Origin of the sequence: Bacillus cereus group sp. BfR-BA-01383 (genome assembly GCF_022663495.1) — a bacterium.
Classification (GTDB): Bacteria; Bacillota; Bacilli; order Bacillales; family Bacillaceae_G; genus Bacillus_A; species Bacillus_A cereus_AU.
Map to the genome: position 1 here is coordinate 138261 of NZ_JAKUFP010000005.1, position 20644 is coordinate 158904.

Here is a 20644-nt window from a genome sequence, read left to right on the forward strand (position 1 = left end):
AGTGTGGTGATATAAATCACTTATTATGTGTCATTTTTGAGAATAATAATATGAAATTTATTTAAGAACGCATCTGAAAAAAGGGGAAGAGGTATTAAATGTAAGACATTACAGTAATAAAAAAGAAGCTTCTACTAAGCTTCTTTTTTATTACTATTTTTCGCATGCAACTCCATCGCCGTCTTTATCTAGTTTACGGTTATATCCTGGTTGATCTTTATATAAAGGAGCTTTGCCGGCAGCTCTAACTGCATCACAATTTTGGTAGTATGCATTACTAGTATTTCCCGCAGCTGGTTGTGTTTGAGCTTGCTGTGCTTTTTGCTGCTCTTCTTGTTGTTTACGAGCTTGTTCATCAGCCTGACGTTTCTGCTCTTCTTGTTGTTTACGAGCTTGTTCATCAGCCTGACGTTTCTGTTCTTCTTGCTTTTTACGAGCTTGTTCATCAGCCTGACGTTTCTGTTCCTCTTGTTGTTTACGAACTTGTTCATCAGCCTGACGTTTCTGTTCCTCTTGTTGTTTACGAGCTTGTTCATCAGCCAGGCGTTTCTGTTCTTCTTGTTGTTTACGAGCTTGTTCATCGGCTTGGCGTTTCTCATCTTCTTGCTTACGAGCTTGTTCATCGGCTTGGCGTTTTTCGTCTTCTTGCTTACGAGTTTTTTCGTCCGCTTCTTTCTTTTCTAGTTCTTTTTTCTTTTCGTTATCTTTTTGTTCTTCATTGTTTGAGGCAACTTTTTGGCTAGTTGCTGTTGTTTTTTCAGGAGAAGGGGCTGAAATACTTGAGAACGTAACAAAAAGGACAAATAATACAGCTGTAATTATAAATTGTTTTTTTGCTACACCTGTTTTCTTAATAACAGATAATATTGCAAGAACAAGGAAGAAAATAAATAGAATGAAACTTAAAGTAGAAAAAAACTCGGCGACTGGGTGTTCCGATTTTGTTGTGCCGGTCATTATTAACATAATTGAAATCATAAAAAGAATAACTGTAGGACGCCCATATTGTTTTGCTTTTCCATTTTTCTTAAAGAATGAAATGATACATAAGATTAAAAGAATGATAGCAATTAAAAATAAAGCTACGCCAATATTACTCAAAATAGCCATTTTCATACCTCCATTTGTAAGATTTTCTCTATTGATTATATAGGAATGTATTGGATAATACACGTTTAATATAAATTTAGAAAATTAATGTTATTAATAGATATAAAAACATTTGTATTTCATATAAGGAAAAATAGATATAATTCCTATTACTTTTTAGCAACTAAAGTGGATGATGTTATTACGTTGAAAGTACTAATTACAGCAGGAATAGCCAGTTTATTTTTAGCTTTAGGTGTACCGAGATGTTCTTAATTTAAATCTCTATAGAAGAAGGGGAAGGGATAAGATCCTACATCTCCTTCTTTTACATAATATAATTATGTAAACTTAAATATTGTTTTTGTAATAGCACATTTAAAATGGACATGCATATACTATAATGTTTCATTGGTTGTTAGTGATGAACGATAGTTTTAATCAATGTATCCAGTGATATTCTTTTAAGTTACGAAAATAAAAGAGGTGCTATTATATATGAAAAGACGAACATTTGATATTCCAGTAGCATTGCGAAGAGAATGGTTTTTAATAGAATTAGCTCACTTAACGAAAAAATATGGAATTGAAATTGCAACTAGCAAAATGGAATATGCACCGTTTTTAATAGATCAAGTTACGGAATCCAAAATAGGGGCAGGGTTACAATACGATAAATATGATGATGAGTATATCATTGATTTATAATAAAGAAGCTGCGTATAAAAGGTTATGAATAAGACCTTTTATACGCAGCTTTTTATAGTAGAGAAATGTATTGAGAAAATTTTTATGTACTTACTGAGAAAAGGAATGAGTAAATGATGAGAGAATAACATTTCATAAGAAAGGACAGTTACTATTTATTGTATTTACAAAAATAAACTAGAGTAAAATTAGTGCTTCCTTTCAAAAAAGGGGGAATGTTAATGAGGATTTTGAAAAGGTGTATGATACTACTTCTCGCGTTTTTTATTATGACTCCAATGGTTGTTAGTACAAAGGTAGAAGCTGAGGGAGTAAAAGAGCTTAAAACGGGATTTCCGGATACAGAAGTGTTTACACCTGGTGAATGGTTTTTAGGTCAAAAACCAGCTAATTATGATGAGAATAAACCTCCAATTCTCTTTGTACAAGGAAGGAATGGTAATGCCGATAGTTGGTATGGAAAGACAGTGTATCACGATATAAATGATATGTATGACTATGCGTTGAAAGCAGGTTATCAAACAGCATTTATACAATTATATGATGCTGCAGGGAAAGGATCGGCTAGTCAGTGGGACAACGGAAAATTACTAGCACAAAAACTAGAAGAAATGTATAATCATTTCGGTAAAAAAGTAAATATTGTAGCGCATAGTAAAGGTGGTATCGATACACAAGCAGCGCTCGTTGGATATGGAGCGAATCGATTTGTTGGAAATGTTATTACATTGGCTACCCCGCATTACGGATCAAATTTAGCAGATTTATCATATAGCTGGTGGGCAGGATGGCTTGCTTCTATATTAGGTCAAAAAGATGATGGTACGTATTCGTTACAAATAGGAGAAATGGCAAAATTTCGTTCAACAATAGATAACAATCCAGCAGTTAAATTAAACCGTTACTATACAGCTACTGGGACAAGCTGGGGGCCAGTATTTTCTGCGTTATCTATGGGCGGGCTATATTTGTCATCGTACGGTTCCAATGATGGACTGGTAAATGAATGGAGTGCTAGGTTACCGTATGGAACTCATTTGTTTACAGATTCTAGATTTGATCATGACAATATACGCAAAGGGTCAGCCGTTTTCGCACGAATCGAACCATATTTACGTACTGCAAATGTAGGCGTGCCAGCTTTAGTAGCACCGAATTATAGTTCTGATGAAAAGGTAGAACAATTAAATACAACTTCTAATCAAAATCTTATAGGAGGGGAATTACCGCAAAATCAGTGGATAGAACAAAATGTTGCGGTTGATAAAAAAGCAGAGGGGATTGTCTCAATATTAACTGCTTCTTCGGATGTAGAAGTACAGATGATTTCTCCAAAAGGAAAAGTGTATACAAACAAAGATAGCGTTATAACTACTGGTGAAGGTGAATCTTTCTTCAATGGGGCGACAATTAGAACTTTTAAATTTGATAAAATGGAAGCAGGAGAATGGAAAGTTAAAATGATGGCGAAGCAGTCAAAAGATGCATACTTAGTTGTAAGCGATTACAAAAATAATGCGCCATTTGTTCTTCAAATGCCATCAAAAGTAAAAGCAAATAAATCAGAGTATAAACTTAAAAAATCACCTACAGCACCTGAAATGAAAGGTGATATTACAGTAACAGTAAGAGTCGTTAATAAAGAAGGGAAGTTAGTATCTGAATTTAATGAATCACAAAATGTTAATACAAATACATTTACAGGTGCTCTAAAAGGTATAAAGCAACCAGGAGTATATAACGTTACGATGGATATAAAAGGGATGAATAAAGAAGGACAACCTTATAATCGTACGATTGTTAAGTCAGTTTATGTAGAGAAGTAAGAAGGAATGAATAGGTTTTGATATGTAAAGTGCCGAGATTTTGTGATAAAAGGGCTCGGCACTTTTTTATGTTTATTAGATTAATAGAAAAGTACACTGAAAGATTACATTCTATAAGAGAGACGATAGGAATCGAAAAAAGGTATTCAATAAAAAAAGATGCTGAAATAGCATCTGCATGTGAGGGAGTAGTATTAACTTAGTTTTGTAACTGTTAATTCAACTGAATTTATACCATTATCACAAGTTACAATACTCTGGTGATTAAAACCACTATTATTTCTAAGTTGAAGAGTTGAATTAGCTGGTACTGTAACAATCGTTTCGCCGACTAGTTGAAGGCATTCGTTATTTGATGAAGTATTCATTTGCAAGGCGAAATCACCTTCAGCTGCAATGATGTTATCGTCTAAGTGAATTTTTTCTATATAAATATTTGTATATCAGATTATTAAGTGTTTGTTTTTTATTTACGTAGTTGGGCAGGAAGAAGACGAAAAGTATCGAATGAATGTACTTATATAACATTGTTTGCTTTTGGTTTGAATAGTAGTTAAAGATACGTTAAAAGATTTTAAGCTGTAACAAAAGAGGGATTAAATAATAGAGGGAGCAACTTACATGGAAAATATATTAAAGGTATCTTCAAAATCAAGTCCAAATTCAGTCGCAGGTGCAATAGCAGGTGTACTAAGAGCAAGTGGCAATGTGGAGATCCAAGTGATTGGGGCTGGTTCTTTAAATCAAGCAATTAAAGCAATTGCGATTGCAAGAGGGTTTGTCGCTCCAAGCGGTATTGACTTGGCTTTTGTTCCAGCATTTCAAGAGATTTCTATTGATAATCAAGAAAGAACGGCGATTAAATTAATTGTAGGTCCTAGAAAGAGAAGGTCTTAAAAGAGAGTGTTGATATGAGGGATTTGAAAAGGCTGATAGATAAAGTAATAAAAGGACCACTCTCATTTTGAAGTGGTCTTTTGTGTTTTCGTATTTCATATTGTTGATACTCCCCACATACTGAATTCGTAGTGGTATTCAGTACGTTCAATAACGACCCCAAATTCTAAATCGTCACCAACTAATACAAAATCCGCATATCCAGTTAGAAATCTTGATATGGTTGATAACTCTTCTAAATTATCAAATACTTCAGCAATGTTTAGCTTAACTGCCTCAATTTTACCACCCTTAGAGAAAAAGAGCCTCCCTTGATTAACTGGAAATTTAATAGTTTGAACTGTTTCTTTTAACAGTGCTATTGATAATCTTCTATTTTCTTTATAATCAGTACTACCAAAATTTTTGATGTTTGAATTTTGTTTTAGCGTATTAAATAATTCTTTACAAAATAAATCATTTGATTCTGCATCCATAAAAGAGTCTATAGAAATTGTAACAATATGAGAAAGTTCATCTATAAGCTCTTTTCTACTAGCGTTTCTTTTTACTTTTGTTTTTAGAATTTCAATTCGATTCTTATTCATATTACTCAAAATTTTTCACACCTTTATTCTCTTATTAGCATGGGGGACAAGGGTTAAAAAGCAAAACCTCATAAGGTTCTGCTTTTATTTGTTGTAATAAATTCTCTTCATCTATAATAGTTTATTATAAAATTTTTCTAAAAAGGGGATATTCGCAATTTTCCTTATCCCCATTTTTATGTGCGTCTTCTTGAATAAAAATGATAATAGGACACCTTCAAGTGGAAAAGTCCTTTTATTTTATGGTTAGATTACGCCCTTTTCTTTTAACATTTCAATTAAATTAGTATAGAAATATTCACATGCTTCTGTCTCGTAATTAAATGTCTTTAAATTACTCTTTATTCCACGCTCGCTATAATATATTTCCCACACTTCATCCTGTTCATTTAAACAGTACACTTAGTTAAGGAATCCATCTTTTAAACTATATAAATCTTCTGGTATCTTTTCTTGTACTAATTTCTGTTCCAACTCATTTTTTGTATATTTTGGTCCTAGCCTTCTCAAAGTTTATTCTTAAATTTATTTTTTTATATTATTTATAATACTAGCAGTTCGTATGTAAATGAGCATTAAATAGCAATAAAAAGACTACTTAAAAAGGGCGATCAAACTTGGTTAAACTAAGGTGGAGAGCGATGGTTTAAGAAAAATCCATCTTATGTGAAGTTTAATAAGAAAATTACAGTAGATTCTTCTATTATAGGGAAGCGTGTTGTTTCAAAAGTTAATAGTCTACGTTTCTATGATGCTCCATCATGGCAGGATAAAGTTGTTGCTGGAACTGTAGATGCAAGTTTAGAATTTACTATTGATAAAAAGTTTATTGATAATGGATCATCGCAATACAAAGTACATAACAGCAAGGGCAAAACATACTATGTAACAGCAATTGAAGCCTATGTGTATGTAAAGTAAGAGTTACAAAAGAGACCTCAAATGTGAGGTCTCTTTTGCTGATTATTCTCCATATGTAACTTTCTCTTCACTTACTCCAAGCTAGATAACATGGTTCATTGAAATATCTAATCCTAAAGAAACCTTTTTCTTCGAAAAGTTCTTTACTTTACTTGTGCTCAGAATCTAGCAAAATAGCTAGTCAAATTCAATTACTTTCACCCATGCTACTTCTTCTTCATATTCCGAAAAAATTAATTTTTAATATCTTTCAAAAAATCTTCTAGAACTCTTTTGACGGGTAAGCTAGCCTTTTCCAATTATTTTTGTACTGTATCAATTACTCGACTATTGGATACTATCATCTTTTTATGTTCTTCAGAATTGAAAGACCTTAAAGAATCTATCGTAGTCTCAACAACTGCATCACTTTCATCAAGCATATTCAATAGTAATTCTAATCCATTTATTCCTAAATCATCATCAATGCAATAAGCCAGCCTAATTTTCCACTTATCATTTTTATCATTAATACTTTGAAATAATTTTCCCCAATCTTTGTCAGTAAAATCATTCAGCAGTTCTTGAGCATACATAAATCCATCATCATACCAAGAATCTTCTGAACTATTTTCGGATAATATTTCATTTAATTCTTCATACATTTCTTATTCCTCCTTTATTTCTAAAATCCAGATGGTGGTAATGCATTAGCTTTACCTGTCGGATAGGCACTAATAACACTATCTCCTTTTTTTATCACATCTATTTCTACACCATCAATAGTACCTCGATGCCAAGTTGCTCCGTCCCTAGCTCTAGTACTTATTAATTTAGAATTCTCGATATTCTCAACGCTATTTATTATTTTTGTGTCACTCTACCCATCTAGAAATACTGTACTACTTTTTATTTTAGATAATTTACCATCTGGAAACTGAGTAGTATACTTAATGTTCTTTGTTCCATCTGGATTAATTTTAATTTCCTCTACAACATAGTTATGATGATTATTATTTATTCCAGAAGAATGTCCCCAAATAATCTCATTCTTATTAGGATTTCTTCTTTGTCCCCACAGAATTTTTTCTTCCATTTCGGGTGTGATCGTGGAATTAGCTCCGCTGGTTTCCTTACCAGCATTATCCATGTTTTTAGTTGCATTTCCCTCTTTATCAAGTTTACCATTCTCTTTAACTTTATTAACAAGCTCATCAGAAGATGGAGAAGACTCGAATTTTTGAAGAGTATCCTTGGCATTTTGAATCGATTTATCCCAAACCAATCCACCATGTACAACAGCACCAACACCAGCCGCTGTAGCAACTGCATCTAATGGAAGAACAATTGGTGATGCTAACCCATCACTTCCTACTTCTGCGACGAATGTTAAGAAATTAGCCCCACCTATGACTGAAATACCTTCAAAAATTTCTACAATAGATCCTGCCGTTGATATAACATGTCCAGTAAATCTTCCAGCTTGATAAGTTGCTTTGCTTTCTAATTTATCATTATCAGGTGGTGTTAATCCAATATAGTCTTCAGCTACTGCACTGCCAGCGCCTTGTATAAAGTCCCAAGCACCTTCATAAATATCTTCGACACCATGTTTAAACTTATCTAGTAAAGATTCATTTTTTTTTTTTACTATTTAATGGACCACACATTGCTCCTTCTTCAATTGAACTACCATTTAAAAGATTGTCGGCCTGACGCTTCCTATCTTCTTCAATCGCCTGAATGGAAGTCGTCCACTCCATATTCAACCCTTGTGTACTAAACGTGCCACTTGCAGGACTAAATCCTTTTCCACTTTGAACTTCGGCAAGACCAGTAGCAATACTAGCTGCTAGTTGAAGGGCCGTGCTGTAGTTATTACTGGATGTATAATTGAATTCATATAAATGCTCTAGTTTTTCTTCAAGTTTTTTTCTCATCGCAACTAAAACAGCCACAATTGCGTCTATTCCAGGCATTGGCATAGCTACATCTATCGCTTCTATACTTGCAATCGATTGATTGATTTCCTGTATTTGTTCTCTTATTTTTTGTTCGATAACTTCTGTTGAAGCTACTTGTGATTGAAAATCGTTTGGAAAGGCATTATTTTGAAGGATTAATTCTTCACATAAGTAAATGATTCCTTGTGCTAAAGGACGAAAGGTTTGTACAAAAAATGATTTTGCACTGCTATACGTTTGTCCTTGTAGAACAGTATGTGAGTGTGAAGTAATAGTAAAAGCCGACTCAAATTGATATGAGTCGGCTTTGTTAATTGCAACTTTATTCTTTACTGTTTATAGATTCTTTTAGTGTTTCAAGTGTCTACTTTAACCATTCTATAGGTGTTAAATTTAAACAGTGTATTTAATAATATGTTCTCATTTAAATGTTCAATTTATTTAATAATTTTTCTATTCTCTTTAATTCATTATTACTCTGTTCTGCAAGATATTCATCAGGACATTCTTTCAATATATCAAAAAAGTTTTCTGCTCCTTTTAATAAAGTTAATAATAATTCATCTTTATTAAAACATGTTTTTTCTCCTGCAATAGATAATAAAATTTGCTCTTGCGAAATAACCTGCATTTTTACCTCTAAAGGTTGGTCTTGAAAATCAAAACTTACATCGTTTTGATTTTCAAGCAATTCTTCAATTGCATTTATGAAATATGACCATAACTGATCAATCATATCCCATTCTTTAAATCCTAAAATAGTATTTCCGTAGTAGTTTATTATTATTGCACCTTCCATATAATCCAAATCAATAACTAGTTCTAAACATTTCGCGTTATCAAAATGTATGAAATATTCAAGAAAGTTACTTTCAATATTATCTAATGAAGTTATTATTTTATCATTTTTTATATATGATTTTACACTAATCATATTAACGTCTCCTCGGATTTCTATTTAGGATATAATTGTCCTATTTTGCCATTTTTAAATCCAACAATATATGTTATTCCATCTACTTTTCCCTCAATTTGATACATACCTTTTGTTCTTATTTCTATGAACGTATTAAAGAAGGGGAGTGCCTAGTATGTATGTCCATTATCCTATTGTTCTTTATAGGAACTCTCCTGGGGAAATATTGCAGATATAATCATAACAATAAATGGTTAAAGTTCCCTCAAAAAAATGTATTTTACAACATATGTGTTTGTTATAGTTCTCAATAGGTAATCCACGATAATACCTATTTATCAAGGTGATTGTAATACAAAATTTATTGTGGGAATTTATGTTGAATGAATGGTTTTTAAAATGAAAATCGCCCTAGTACAGTTTAATTAAAAGGCTATTATTTGCTCACATTTTGCTCACAAATAATATAAAAACACGTGAAAAAATATGAAATCCCTTTTTGGAATATAATATAACAAATAAAAAGTGCTGCAAATGCTTGTATAACAGGCATTTGTGGCACTTTTATAGTTTTATATAATATAAAATGAACAACCCTAAAACTGTTCATTCTTCTCCCAAGATTCTACAATATAATGCGCAATCGTAGGATTAAATCCTTTACCAACTAAAAACATAATCGCAGCAACTTCAGTTAACGCATGTTTATGTGATGTGTGTTTTGCTTCATTTAAACCGTAATCTACCCAAGGTTTTACGAAATCTAGTACAGGCTTTTTAAAAGGTAAGAATTGTGTACCGACAACTTGCTGGATTTGTTGTTGCGTAGGTTCTGTTATAGGGCCAGGTGGTAAAATTTGTGGCTGAGTAATATCTAATGTTGGTCCAGGTGGTAAAATTTGTGGTTGCGTCGGATCAATTGTTGGTGGTTTAGGTGGTGAGACACGTGCGTCGTAGTTTGGTTGATACATTTGTTGTTGTTGTTGTTGTTGTTGTTGCTGAGTTGAGTATGGATTTTGAGGATATTGTTGTTCTTGAGTTTGAGGTGCTGTGTATGGGTTTTGAGGATATTCATAATTTGGACGTGTGTCATATGGATTTTCTTGATATTGCTGTTCTTGAGTTTGAGGTGCTGCATATGGATTTTGAGGATATTCATAATTTGGACGTGTGTCGTATGGACTTTGTTGATAGTCAGTTCCCTGATTTTGCGGTGTTGCGTATGGATTTTGTTCATATTGTTGTTCTTGCTGTTGTAACTCTTGTTCTTCATATTGTTCAGCATATCTTTGTTCCTGATGTTGAGGGTAAAAAGGTTGTTGTGGGTAAGGTGGTTGATTATTATAGAACATGTTTATTCCTCCTTCATAATGATGCCTACCACCTAGTGTATGGGCGGACAAGAAAATATGTGATGAAAAAATGCGGGCGTGTTACAATAAGTAACTGGGTGAAGATAAAATGATAAAACAAGAAAAAATAAAAAAAACAATAACTTTCGTAAAGCACATTTTAGAAAAAAATGCGAGTGGGCATGATTGGTATCATATTGAACGCGTACATAAATTGGCGATTTCTTTATCCGAGCAAGAAGGAGGAAATCGTTTTATAATTGAAATGGCAGCATTACTTCACGATGTGGCAGATGAAAAGTTAAATGAAAGTGAAGAAGCAGGAATGAAAAAAGTTTCTGATTGGTTAGAAGAGTTACATGTAGATGAGGAAGAAAGTAAACATATTCTTCATATCATTGCCAACATGTCTTATAAGGGTGGACATGGCGGCGCGGTTACGTCAGTTGAAGGGAAAATTGTTCAAGATGCGGACCGTTTAGACGCACTTGGTGCAATTGGAATTGCACGTACATTTGCATACGGGGGAGCGAAAGGGAGATTAATGTATGATCCAACAATTCCGCCGCGTGAAGTAATGACGAAAGAAGAGTATAGAAAAAATAACGATCCATCGTTAAATCATTTTTATGAAAAACTTTTAAAATTAAAAGACTTAATGAATACGAACGCGGCAAAACAAGAGGCTGAAGTTCGTCATCGTTATATGGAACAGTTTATTGAACAATTTATGAAAGAGTGGAATGCACAAATATGAAAATGTTAACTGTGGAGAACTTATCGAAATCATACGGAGAAAAACCGTTATTTGATGGAATATCATGTAGTATTACAGAAGGACAACGTGTCGGAATTATTGGTGTAAACGGTACTGGTAAATCGACATTATTAAAAATTATTGCAGGATTAGAAACTCCTGATACAGGTGATATGACGCATTCACGTGGATATACAATTAGTTATTTATCACAGCAACCAGAGTTTGATGAAAAACTAACTGTATTAGAGCAAGTGTTCCATGGTGATACACCTTTAATTCGTCTTCTTCGTGATTATGAAAAGGCACTATTAAATATCGAAAAAGATCCAAGTAATGAAAAAGTACAGGAACAATTATTTGCAGTGCAGCAACGTATGGATGCAATGAGTGCATGGGAAGCGAATGCAAATGCGAAATCTCTTTTAACAAAATTAGGAATTACTGATTTCACAGCAACTGTTGGAAATTTATCTGGTGGACAGAAAAAACGTATCGCAATGGCGCAATGTTTTATTGAAACACCTGATTTATTAATTTTAGACGAGCCTACGAACCATCTTGACCATGAGACAGTTGAATGGTTAGAAGAATATTTAGCAAGATATACAGGTGCGGTATTACTTGTAACCCATGATCGTTATTTCTTAGATCGTGTGACAAACCGTATCTTTGAATTAGATAACGGTAAACTATATAGCTACGAAGGAAACTATAGTACATTTTTAGAAGCGAAAGCACTTCGTGAAGAGCAGGAATTGGCGCAAGAATCAAAACGCCAAAATTTATATCGTCGGGAACTTGCATGGATTCGTCGTGGTGCCAAAGCTCGTTCTACAAAACAAAAAGCACGTATTCAACGCTTTGATGAACTGAAAGAGCAAGAGGGACCAGCTGCAAAACAGTCAGTTGATATTGCTTTAAGTGGAAGTCGGTTAGGAAAAAAAGTACTTGAATTAAAAGATGTAACGAAAAAATTTGGCGATAAAACGGTATTGCATAATTTTAATCATATTGTGAAGCCTGGTGATCGTATCGGAATCATCGGAGCAAATGGAAGCGGGAAATCTTCTCTATTAAATATGCTCGCAGGCAAACTATCTCCTGATAGTGGTGAAATTGAAGTTGGACAAACTGTAAAAGTTGCTTATTATACGCAAGAAAATGAAGAGATGAATTTAAATCAGCGTATGATTGAATATATTAAAGAAATTGCGGAAGTCATTCATGCGACAGACGGAAAAGTAATTGGCGCATCTCAAATGTTAGAGCGTTTCTTATTCCCGACGCATTCACATGGTACACCGCTTGGTAAACTATCTGGTGGTGAAAGAAGACGTTTATATTTATTACGTATTTTAATGGGAGAACCGAACGTACTATTACTTGATGAACCTACGAATGATCTAGATACACAAACATTAACAGTGTTAGAAGATTATTTAGAAGATTTTCCAGGTGTCGTTTTAACTGTATCGCATGACCGTTACTTCTTAGATAAAGTAGTAGATGAGTTGTTCATCTTTACTGGCGGAGGCGAAGTGCGTGAATTCCTAGGTAGCTATACTGATTATTTAGAAGTGGAAAAGACGAAAGAACTTATTGAGAAAGCGGAAGTTCAGAAAGAGAAAAAAGTAGTAGAAGCTCCGAAACAACAACGTAAACGTAAACTCTCATATAACGAGCAGCGTGAATGGGAAACAATTGAAGATACAATCGCACAATTAGAAGAGAAACTTGAGTCAATTGGAGAAGAACTTACAAATGTCGGATCTGACTTCACAAAGGCACAAGAACTATCTGAAGCAGGGCAGAAAATAGAAGAAGAACTAGAAAAAACGATGGAACGATGGAGCGAACTATCAGACATCGTTGAAGGTTTAAAATAAAAACAAGCTGCATATATTGAAAAGTAAAGAGAAAAACTTTACACTATTGGTAGAACCTATTTTAGGAGGGGAAAAAATGAGAACATCTAATCCAATGTTGAAAAAAGAGGCATTCCGTAAAGAGGGAGCAAATGCTTCTGCGATGACTATTGGTGGAACAGTAGGCAAAACGTTCATTATGCTTATCTTACTACTTGCAACGTCTGTCTATTCATACATACAGATGGTAGAGGGTACGATGAAAATGCCAGTATTAATTGGTGCATTAGTAATCGCAGCAATTATTGCATTTGCATCTATCTTCTTCCCGCGAATGGCACCAATCGGGGCGCCAATCTATGCAGCGGTAGAAGGGGTTGTACTAGGAAGTATTTCAGCGATTTATACAATGAAATTTGGCGATGCTATCGTTTTAAACGCTGTATTACTAACAATTTCAATTTTATTTGCAATGTTAGTTTTATATGCGACGCGCGTTGTAAAGGTAACTGATAAATTCCGTACGGGTGTAATGGCTGCAACAATGGGGATTCTGGTTATGTATTTGATCGTATTCTTATTAAATATGTTCGGTGTAACTGTACCATATATTCACCAAGGTGGAACTATTGGTATTATCATTAGTGCGGTTGTTATTGTAGTTGCTTCATTAAACTTATTACTAGATTTCGATTTAATCGAAAGTGGTGCGCGTAGCCAAGCTCCAAAGTATATGGAGTGGTACAGTGCAATGGGTCTCATGATGACTCTAGTATGGTTATACTTAGAAATTCTTCGTTTTGTTTCTTACTTTACGAAAAATGACTAGTAAAAAAATCCTGCATGAAAAATGCAGGATTTTTCTATTTTCAAAGATAAATTGAAAATATGGTGTAACATTGACTCGAATTGAAGGGGGATGGAATATGATGAAGAGAAAAAGGATTATGAAAAAACTATTTTCTAAAAGTTTTTTCATAGAACTAGATGATGCTTTAACGTATCCATCATCAGAAGTTATTTGTTCAGCTATCGAAGGATATGCGGTTGAATGTGATGAATAACTAAAATTTGAGAGTAAAATTAAATCGCTTACTTTTCATTTGGGAAATGTAATGTATTGTGCTGAAATAAAGATGGCGCGCGCGGGATATTACATCTTTTGCAGTGAAGTATAATATTTTTGAAACCGTGCATGTTTAAAATATGTACGGTTTCTTTTTCATGTTTGTAAGATATAAAACAATACTTTGTACTTACAAACATATCATTCTGCACTTTTTACCCTTCATTCATTTTTCTTTACAATAAAGAAAAACATGTGAGGTGGTATAACTTATGATGAATCGAGTTGTATTAATCGGTTATGATAAGCTAATCGATAGTACAAGAATTTAGGAAAGTATTGTAAATTTTTCGATGTAATATATACTTATGATAAACGAGAGAACTGGCTAATAATCTGAAACTGCATAATGATAATAGTAGGGTTTTAAGCAAAGTAGGGCTCAAATGAAAAACTTCGATATTTAAGTGCATAATATTAATGCTATTAGAGGGAGATAGTCCTGTAGAGGGGGGATCTATATGGGTGTCATTAGGGAGAAACAAACATTATTAGGAACTGTGTATGAACGTTATGATAGCAATAATGAACTGATTCAGAGGTTTGGAGCAATTGGTTATATAAAGAAATCCACAGAAAGAAAAATGACATATTTTATTGTTACTGATATTAATGGGAATTTAATAGTTGCTGCCAATAAATATTTAAATAAAGAAATTGGTGATGCTAAGTATAAAAAAAGAGAAAGTGCTTTCTCAGCATTAAAAGTTTTTTTTTCCTTTTTGGAACTAGTACATATTAATAATCCTACAGATTTAACAAACGATGATATCAAAGATCTTCGTTTGTTTTTGGAAGGGGGAAAAAAAGACGGTCAAGTATGGGGGTTAGATTTACGAGTTAGACGTGATAATCAAACATTTAATCATTATTTAAATGTGTACAGGGATTTTTTATACAAAATGTATGATTTCTCAAACACGACGTTATTTGACACTATAAAAATAGGAGTATCAATTGGAAAAGGTTTTTTTGCACACGTAAAAAAAACAACACACGAACGATATACGGCAAATAAAAATGTAGGTGACCTAGGAAAATCTGTTCCAAAATATATAAGACCTAATGAGTACAAAAAAATTATGGGAATCGTTGAGGAAAATTATGGTTTGCGTGAAAAGGTTATTATCAACTTGATGTATGATTATGGACTACGTTTAGGTGAAGTATTAGGGACTACTTTTGAAGATATTGAGCAAACCAATAATGGATATTATAGGCTTATCATTCGAAATAGAGTATCTGACAAACCGACACAGAGAGCAAAGGGAGTAATGGTTCCTGAAACCATAGATACTTATAGTAGTCGTAGCTACAATACAGAAGGTAATGGTCTTGGATACCAAGTAGTTTTTATTTGTGAAGATATGGGAGAACTTATCCAAGAATACATTGATGAATCGAGAGATGATATCGTTTTAAGCCAAAGCCCTAAAAAAAGAGAAAATTTAAACAGGAAAACAATTGCGGATAGGGTTGGTACGATTTCTCTTTTGGGTGATGAGAATCAATATATTTTCTTAAATCATCAACACTATACTTCATTATCTCAGGCAGGATGGAATTATATTCTCCGGAAAATTTTCGCCGAAGCTGGGATTTCAATGGATAAAAATAAAAAAGAAACTAATTTAAGCCATAGATTTCGCCACGCTTTTGCTATGAAACTTGCAAAACAGGGTTCAAATGAATATGAACTTCAAAAAGCACTTCGTCATAAAAGTCCAGAAAGCTGTAAAACATATTATAATCCAGACGAGAATGATAAGGTGGAGCTATTAATGAAAAATAAAGAAAGATTTTATTCTAATGATTAACACAAATAATTTTTATAATGAAGAAGAAATTAAGAGTATTACAGAGAATATAGAGAAATATCAATTTGGAAATATACTGAAAATTCTTTTGGTGGAATGGTTACAAACAAGTGGAATGCAGAACATCCTGCTAGAAAGACCATTTATAATGCATCCAGTAAACAAAAAAGAAAATGTAAAAGTTGTAATAATAAAGTGTTATATAGAAATTTTAGGGAAGTTCATTCTTAAACAAGAGGATTTTACATGGGAAAATTACTGTAAGATTATGCATGAAATACCACTTGGGAAAAGAAACGGATTTCATTCACCTTTTAGGCAAATGACACGGGGGCTTTATCTACACGCACTTGCTTCTGATACAATAACTAATTCGCAAGTTAAATCTTTTATTGCCAGGAATAGCAACCTTCTTTTAACTAGAGAATTTAAAAGAATTGAGGGCAAACAAAATTACACTCCTTATATAAACAATTGTATTCGTACTAACTTCCCCATTAACTCTAGTGCAAACCAAATTATCCAGGTAGAAAATTTTCATAATGATGGTAGTGTAAACTTTGTAAATTTTTTCTTACCAACTTGTAGCCAATTCTTATTAAACACAATGAAAAACTTTCTTAACATTTTACCAAAAAGGAAATTGAATAAATTCGATAATAGACTGATGGTTACTTTATTTGAGGGAAGTTTAGGTAGTCAAGAAATTAATAGTTTCGAAGACTTTAATGAACAAACGTTTAAACAACAATTACTTTACTTTAATTCGTTCATGGAATCTAATCATACTCCAGTGTATGTATATTTCAAACAATTTTTAGTTAAATTTTACAGGTATATTGACGGAATCTATCTGGAGGAAAATGGAGTAAGATTATTTAACTCATTCTCATTCAATAGAGACCTTATTATTCATAAGCACTACTTAACTAGTATAGAGCAGTGTTATAAAATTGTTAATCTTAATTCATTGGGAGTCTATCCTAAATCGGATAAATGGTTTGTTGTTGCAGATCCGAATAAGCATGGTGCTCATATTGCAAACTCTAAAAATTCTCTAATGAATTTTGAGTTAGTTCATAATATTGAGTTTAGAAATGTCTTAAAAGATTATATTTGGAAATTGGATTTGTCTTATAATAATATGTCTAACCATTTTTGTATAATGGTAGATTTTCTGAACAAAGCTGAAATTTATTATCAACAGGAGCAGCAAATGTTACAATTTAATAATTTATTGTTAACTGATTTGAAGCCATTTTCAAGTAGATTTTTGATTTTTTACTATATAAGTCTTGCGTCGAATAAGGAATATACAGATTCAACTATTAATTATAATATAAAGGCCATTAGAAAATTTATAAAGCATATTCAACCTCGATATAGCATTTCCGATATTATGATGGAACAATTTTCTACAATTGATGTGAATGATAAGGGGGGAACTCCAATTCCTCTTGAAGATTTTAAAGAAATACAAGAAGAATTGGAGAGGAAGTTTAATAATGAAAATGAAATAATGTTAATTGTTTTACAGTTGGCCATAGAAACAAAACTTCGTCCTGGTGAAATTTTTGCACTAGAAAGAGATTGTATTATTTCAGTTGATGATGGTAGGAAATTTGGAACTATTGAATATTACGCAAAAACATCAGGTAGAAGAAAGATAAAAGAAGTTCTTGTGATGGAACATATTAGATTATTGCAAAAATCTATAAAAATTACTCAGCCATTAAAGGAAATAGCAGAAAAATCTTTAAAGAAATATATTTTTATTTGTAAGGACAACCGTTATAAAGACCAGGTGATAGCAGCAAAACATTCGTTTAATAAAGCATTTACAACAATATCAAAGAGACTTTTTGAGCAGGGGAAAATTAAATTGAAATATACACCTTATAATTTGAGACACACCTATATTGAAAAAGCTTGGCAAATGGTTGAGGATGGTCTTATATCAACGTTAGAGGTTGGGGTTATTACTGGAAACTCCGCAGTTGTTGCAGCAAAGCATTATCGAAATAAGGAAAACACTAAACGATATGTAGAAGCACTTTATGAAGTTTCTATTTTGAAAGATGAATTACCAGGATCTATCGTTGATAGCAAAACTGTTGAAAGTCTCCCTCCTGTTCAAAGTGGTGCTGGTAACTGTGCGAGTGAATCTTGTGTAAAGATTGATACAGATGAGGACAGTTTTTATAAATGTTTGACTTGTAAAAAGTTCGTCACAACAGTAGAGCATAATACTATTTTTGAGCAACGAATGAAGGTATACATGAACAAGAAGGGAAGTTCTTCATCTGTTGCTGAAAAAAAATTTTATACTGGATTAATTGAGCTATATGGTAGCTACCTTGCTGAAATGTATGCCATTATGGAGGGGGAAGTATGAATACAACCATACCCAAGATAAAAGAAGAAATTGATTGGAACATTAATAATGCAAGTTTGTTACTCGGAAAAGAAAACTATCTAAAAGGTGATTATATTGATGAGCCGTCTCTCTTTATTACAGCAAGCATAAGATTCTCAGATAACAAATGGAATTTTTTCGATGAGGGACATAGAAATGTGGTAATAAATTTCTCATCTATTAAGTCGAAAATTTTCCGGGTGTTATCAAAGAAAGTCGCCCTTAGACAAATGTTCTTTGTAGGTAATAGGAGTATAACAGTTAATAAGAAATGCTTAACAATAAATAGTTTTATTCGGTTTTTAGAGAATGAAAAATATATGTATGATTTAAGATATTTAACACCTGAAATCATTAAGGAGTATATTGAAGGCTATAAGCAAAAGGGGAGGAACAAGTTCACATTGGCAAAAAAATTGTCTCCGATAGGAGATCTTCTTAAAGAGTGTGAAATAGCAGGGCATAATATAAGGAAATCACAATATCAAAATATTATTCGTAGCATTTCCTGGGAAGAAATAAAAGCTGAAATAGTTGCAAATAAAACACCTAACATTCCTATGAGAATTTATAAGAAGGTTGTGCAGGCTGCTTTAAAGGATATGGATGATGATAGTCTTACAATTGAGGACAGGATGATGGCTTGTTTGATTGTGATTTTATCTTATACAGGAATGAGAAGAGGCGAACTCCAGTTATTAGAAGTAAACAAATTAAAAGGTATTGAGATATTGAATAAAAAGGAAAAAGCCTATATTCTTGAATTTTTCACTTACAAAACAACTGGTAGGAAAAAAGGTCGTTGGACTAAAACAATTGCTTTTCCTAATACATTAAAAGCTTATCATACTCTTGAAGAATTATCGGAAGAAAGAAGGATAAAAGGAAAAACCAATTACTTATTTCTGAATCAGAGGGGTAAAAAGTATAGTGATACAGCTTTTGCATATATGTTTGATTTCTTTTTTTATAGACATCAAGAACTATTCAAAGGTTTAACGGATTTTGAACAAACCCAAGTTCATTGTCAGAAAGTAGGATTATATTTAATGGGCTACATAGAGAGAAGAAAATTCCCAAACAGCACAGTTGAAAAATTTTTAAATTTGAATGCTCATCAATTTCGGGTCGCAATTGCTAATATTTTGAAGGATAAAGTAAGTTTACAATGGATACGGGAACATATGAACCACCTTGATGAAGATATGACGAAACACTATTTTCGAGATGATAAAATTGTAAAAGAAACATTATTTAAGCGGGCATCATCTGATGGAAATTCGTTAGGGCTGGACTCTGATAATCAAAATTATTTTATAAAAAATGAACAATCAGAACCAAGATTAATAAAAGCATATGAGGAAATAAATAAATTTCTTAAAAAGAAAAAATTCAACATCTTCAAGGATATTGATCAAATTATAAACACCTTAAAATATAATCCATTGCGTGAAAACATTGTCGGAGTTTGTGCAAAACATTTGGGGATAATATGTGAGCGTCAATATCGTCTAGGAACCTTTGAAAAGTGGTATTACCTTAGCCCGACTATTCCTAATATTGAATCTTTTGATTTTACCTATAGACGTTTTTTAGACAAAGCAATAATAGTTCAACATAATAAACATTTAGTTCAACAAGATTTAAAATATCAAAGAGATTATGAGAATGAATATATGGCTTTAAGTAAATTTTATCAGAATCGTCTTTTACCTGAATATGAGTTAATTCTTTTTAAGTTGAAAAATGAAGGGAAAGAGTCCTTCCTTTCTGCTTTTCCGCAATTAGAAAGTATTATTTCCAATATAGATGAAATTGATAAGGAGATTTCAAAATGGACATTGGCATTAACATTAAAGAATGTGTAAATGAAAACACTATTAAATTTGGGATCGGTAAATTAGAGGGAATTGGAAGTTTAATAATTCAAAAACAGTTAGTTCAGATAGAAGAATTTCTACAAGACTTCTGTATGAATCAAAAACGATTGAACGAACAGATAAAACAATTCAGCAAACTTTCTATACTTTCAGTTTCAGCAGGAACAAAAGTTCCGAGAAGCCAGATAAATTTAAATACTAATACTTTAAAGTTATACATAGAGAACCGGATTATTGAAATTGAAAAGGAAGATATCTTCAACATAAAAAAACATGCAAGGCTTAAAAATGAAAAGCGTGAAATTGGAATACATTTAGATGGTTTACGACAACAAATAGTGGATGCGTTTGAATTGGAGTTACGCATTGAAATGTTAGAGGCGGTAAATAAACGACTTATCCTTCAAGTGGAATCAAGGCAACAGGATGTTCAGAAACTTGAAGAGGAAAACTGCAAGCTACGCAAGGCTTTAAACGAACAGAACCAGAAAAAAATTGTGCCATTCAATTAAAAAAGATTTAGAGTGTGATTTTGGATTAT

The 20644-nt window shown here is 32.7% G+C and carries 16 protein-coding genes and 5 pseudogenes; 13 read left to right on the forward strand and 8 right to left on the reverse strand.

Annotated elements, in window-relative coordinates; all coding sequences use genetic code 11:
- Nucleotides 1–153: 153 nt before the first annotated feature.
- A complete protein-coding gene (locus MR065_RS07560; RefSeq protein WP_242213147.1) occupies nt 154–1110 on the reverse strand; it encodes an excalibur calcium-binding domain-containing protein in 957 nt (318 codons plus the stop codon).
- A 150-nt stretch (nt 1111–1260) separates the two neighbouring features.
- On the opposite strand from MR065_RS07560, the pseudogene exsG reads away from it, so the two are divergent.
- The 3 genes and pseudogenes from exsG to MR065_RS07575 form a co-directional block, all read left to right on the forward strand.
- Nucleotides 1261–1365, forward strand: a pseudogene (gene exsG, locus MR065_RS27710) (exosporium protein ExsG); the annotation flags it as partial.
- 222 nt (nt 1366–1587) lie between these two features.
- A complete protein-coding gene (locus MR065_RS07570; RefSeq protein ID WP_242213148.1) occupies nt 1588–1797 on the forward strand; it encodes a hypothetical protein in 210 nt (69 codons plus the stop codon).
- A gap of 221 nt (nt 1798–2018) precedes the next feature.
- A complete protein-coding gene (locus MR065_RS07575) occupies nt 2019–3623 on the forward strand; it encodes a lipase family alpha/beta hydrolase (protein ID WP_242213149.1) in 1605 nt (534 codons plus the stop codon).
- Nucleotides 3624–3817: 194 nt separating this feature from the next.
- On the opposite strand, the pseudogene MR065_RS07580 reads toward MR065_RS07575, so the two are convergent.
- Nucleotides 3818–4015: pseudogene (locus tag MR065_RS07580) on the reverse strand (preprotein translocase); the annotation flags it as partial.
- A gap of 229 nt (nt 4016–4244) precedes the next feature.
- Here MR065_RS07580 and MR065_RS07585 point away from each other — a divergent pair.
- The gene (locus MR065_RS07585) at nt 4245–4520 is read left to right on the forward strand and encodes a stage V sporulation protein S (protein WP_242213150.1); all 276 of its coding nucleotides are present in this window, start codon (nt 4245–4247) and stop codon (nt 4518–4520) included.
- A 95-nt stretch (nt 4521–4615) separates the two neighbouring features.
- Here the strand turns inward: MR065_RS07585 and MR065_RS07590 are convergent, their stop codons facing one another.
- Complete coding sequence (locus MR065_RS07590; protein ID WP_242213151.1) at nt 4616–5116, reverse strand: YxiF family protein; 501 nt, start codon at nt 5114–5116, stop codon at nt 4616–4618.
- A gap of 621 nt (nt 5117–5737) precedes the next feature.
- On the opposite strand from MR065_RS07590, the pseudogene MR065_RS07595 reads away from it, so the two are divergent.
- Nucleotides 5738–6028: pseudogene (locus MR065_RS07595) on the forward strand (N-acetylmuramoyl-L-alanine amidase); the annotation flags it as partial.
- Nucleotides 6029–6327: 299 nt separating this feature from the next.
- On the opposite strand, the gene MR065_RS07600 reads toward MR065_RS07595, so the two are convergent.
- The 5 genes and pseudogenes from MR065_RS07600 to MR065_RS07620 form a co-directional block, all read right to left on the reverse strand.
- Nucleotides 6328–6672 (reverse strand): hypothetical protein, encoded by a 345-nt coding sequence (locus MR065_RS07600; protein ID WP_242213152.1) that lies wholly within the window; start codon nt 6670–6672, stop codon nt 6328–6330.
- 20 nt (nt 6673–6692) lie between these two features.
- Nucleotides 6693–6875, reverse strand: coding sequence for a hypothetical protein (locus MR065_RS07605; protein WP_313895156.1), 183 nt, complete (start codon nt 6873–6875; stop codon nt 6693–6695).
- A 348-nt stretch (nt 6876–7223) separates the two neighbouring features.
- Nucleotides 7224–8226: pseudogene (locus tag MR065_RS07610) on the reverse strand (LXG domain-containing protein); the annotation flags it as partial.
- A gap of 169 nt (nt 8227–8395) precedes the next feature.
- On the reverse strand, nt 8396–8905 hold the full coding sequence (locus MR065_RS07615) for a hypothetical protein (RefSeq protein WP_242213153.1): 510 nt from the start codon (nt 8903–8905) through the stop codon (nt 8396–8398).
- 578 nt (nt 8906–9483) lie between these two features.
- Nucleotides 9484–10239: a hypothetical protein gene (locus tag MR065_RS07620; RefSeq protein ID WP_242213154.1), complete on the reverse strand. Its 756-nt coding sequence runs from the start codon at nt 10237–10239 to the stop codon at nt 9484–9486.
- A gap of 109 nt (nt 10240–10348) precedes the next feature.
- Between MR065_RS07620 and MR065_RS07625 the strand changes: the two genes are divergently transcribed.
- The 8 genes and pseudogenes from MR065_RS07625 (at nt 10349) to MR065_RS07660 (ending at nt 20615) form a co-directional block, all read left to right on the forward strand.
- Nucleotides 10349–10996, forward strand: coding sequence for an HD domain-containing protein (locus tag MR065_RS07625; protein WP_242213155.1), 648 nt, complete (start codon nt 10349–10351; stop codon nt 10994–10996).
- On the forward strand, nt 10993–12885 hold the full coding sequence (locus tag MR065_RS07630) for an ABC-F family ATP-binding cassette domain-containing protein (protein ID WP_242213156.1): 1893 nt from the start codon (nt 10993–10995) through the stop codon (nt 12883–12885). Before MR065_RS07625 ends, MR065_RS07630 begins: the two co-directional genes overlap by 4 nt.
- A gap of 76 nt (nt 12886–12961) precedes the next feature.
- A complete protein-coding gene (locus tag MR065_RS07635) occupies nt 12962–13693 on the forward strand; it encodes a Bax inhibitor-1/YccA family protein (RefSeq protein ID WP_098252937.1) in 732 nt (243 codons plus the stop codon).
- Nucleotides 13694–13790: 97 nt separating this feature from the next.
- Nucleotides 13791–14042 (forward strand): annotated as a pseudogene (locus MR065_RS07640) (DUF4318 domain-containing protein).
- A 409-nt stretch (nt 14043–14451) separates the two neighbouring features.
- Nucleotides 14452–15807, forward strand: a complete 1356-nt coding sequence (locus MR065_RS07645) for a tyrosine-type recombinase/integrase (RefSeq protein WP_242213157.1) — start codon at nt 14452–14454, stop codon at nt 15805–15807.
- Nucleotides 15800–18202 carry a site-specific integrase gene (locus tag MR065_RS07650; protein ID WP_242213158.1) on the forward strand — a complete coding sequence of 801 codons (2403 nt, stop codon included), beginning with the start codon at nt 15800–15802 and terminating at the stop codon, nt 18200–18202. Before MR065_RS07645 ends, MR065_RS07650 begins: the two co-directional genes overlap by 8 nt.
- The gene (locus tag MR065_RS07655) at nt 18199–20091 is read left to right on the forward strand and encodes a tyrosine-type recombinase/integrase (protein WP_242213159.1); all 1893 of its coding nucleotides are present in this window, start codon (nt 18199–18201) and stop codon (nt 20089–20091) included. Before MR065_RS07650 ends, MR065_RS07655 begins: the two co-directional genes overlap by 4 nt.
- Nucleotides 20058–20615, forward strand: coding sequence for a hypothetical protein (locus MR065_RS07660; RefSeq protein ID WP_242213160.1), 558 nt, complete (start codon nt 20058–20060; stop codon nt 20613–20615). The genes MR065_RS07655 and MR065_RS07660 overlap by 34 nt, the downstream gene beginning before the upstream one ends.
- The last annotated feature ends 29 nt before the right edge of the window (nt 20616–20644 follow it).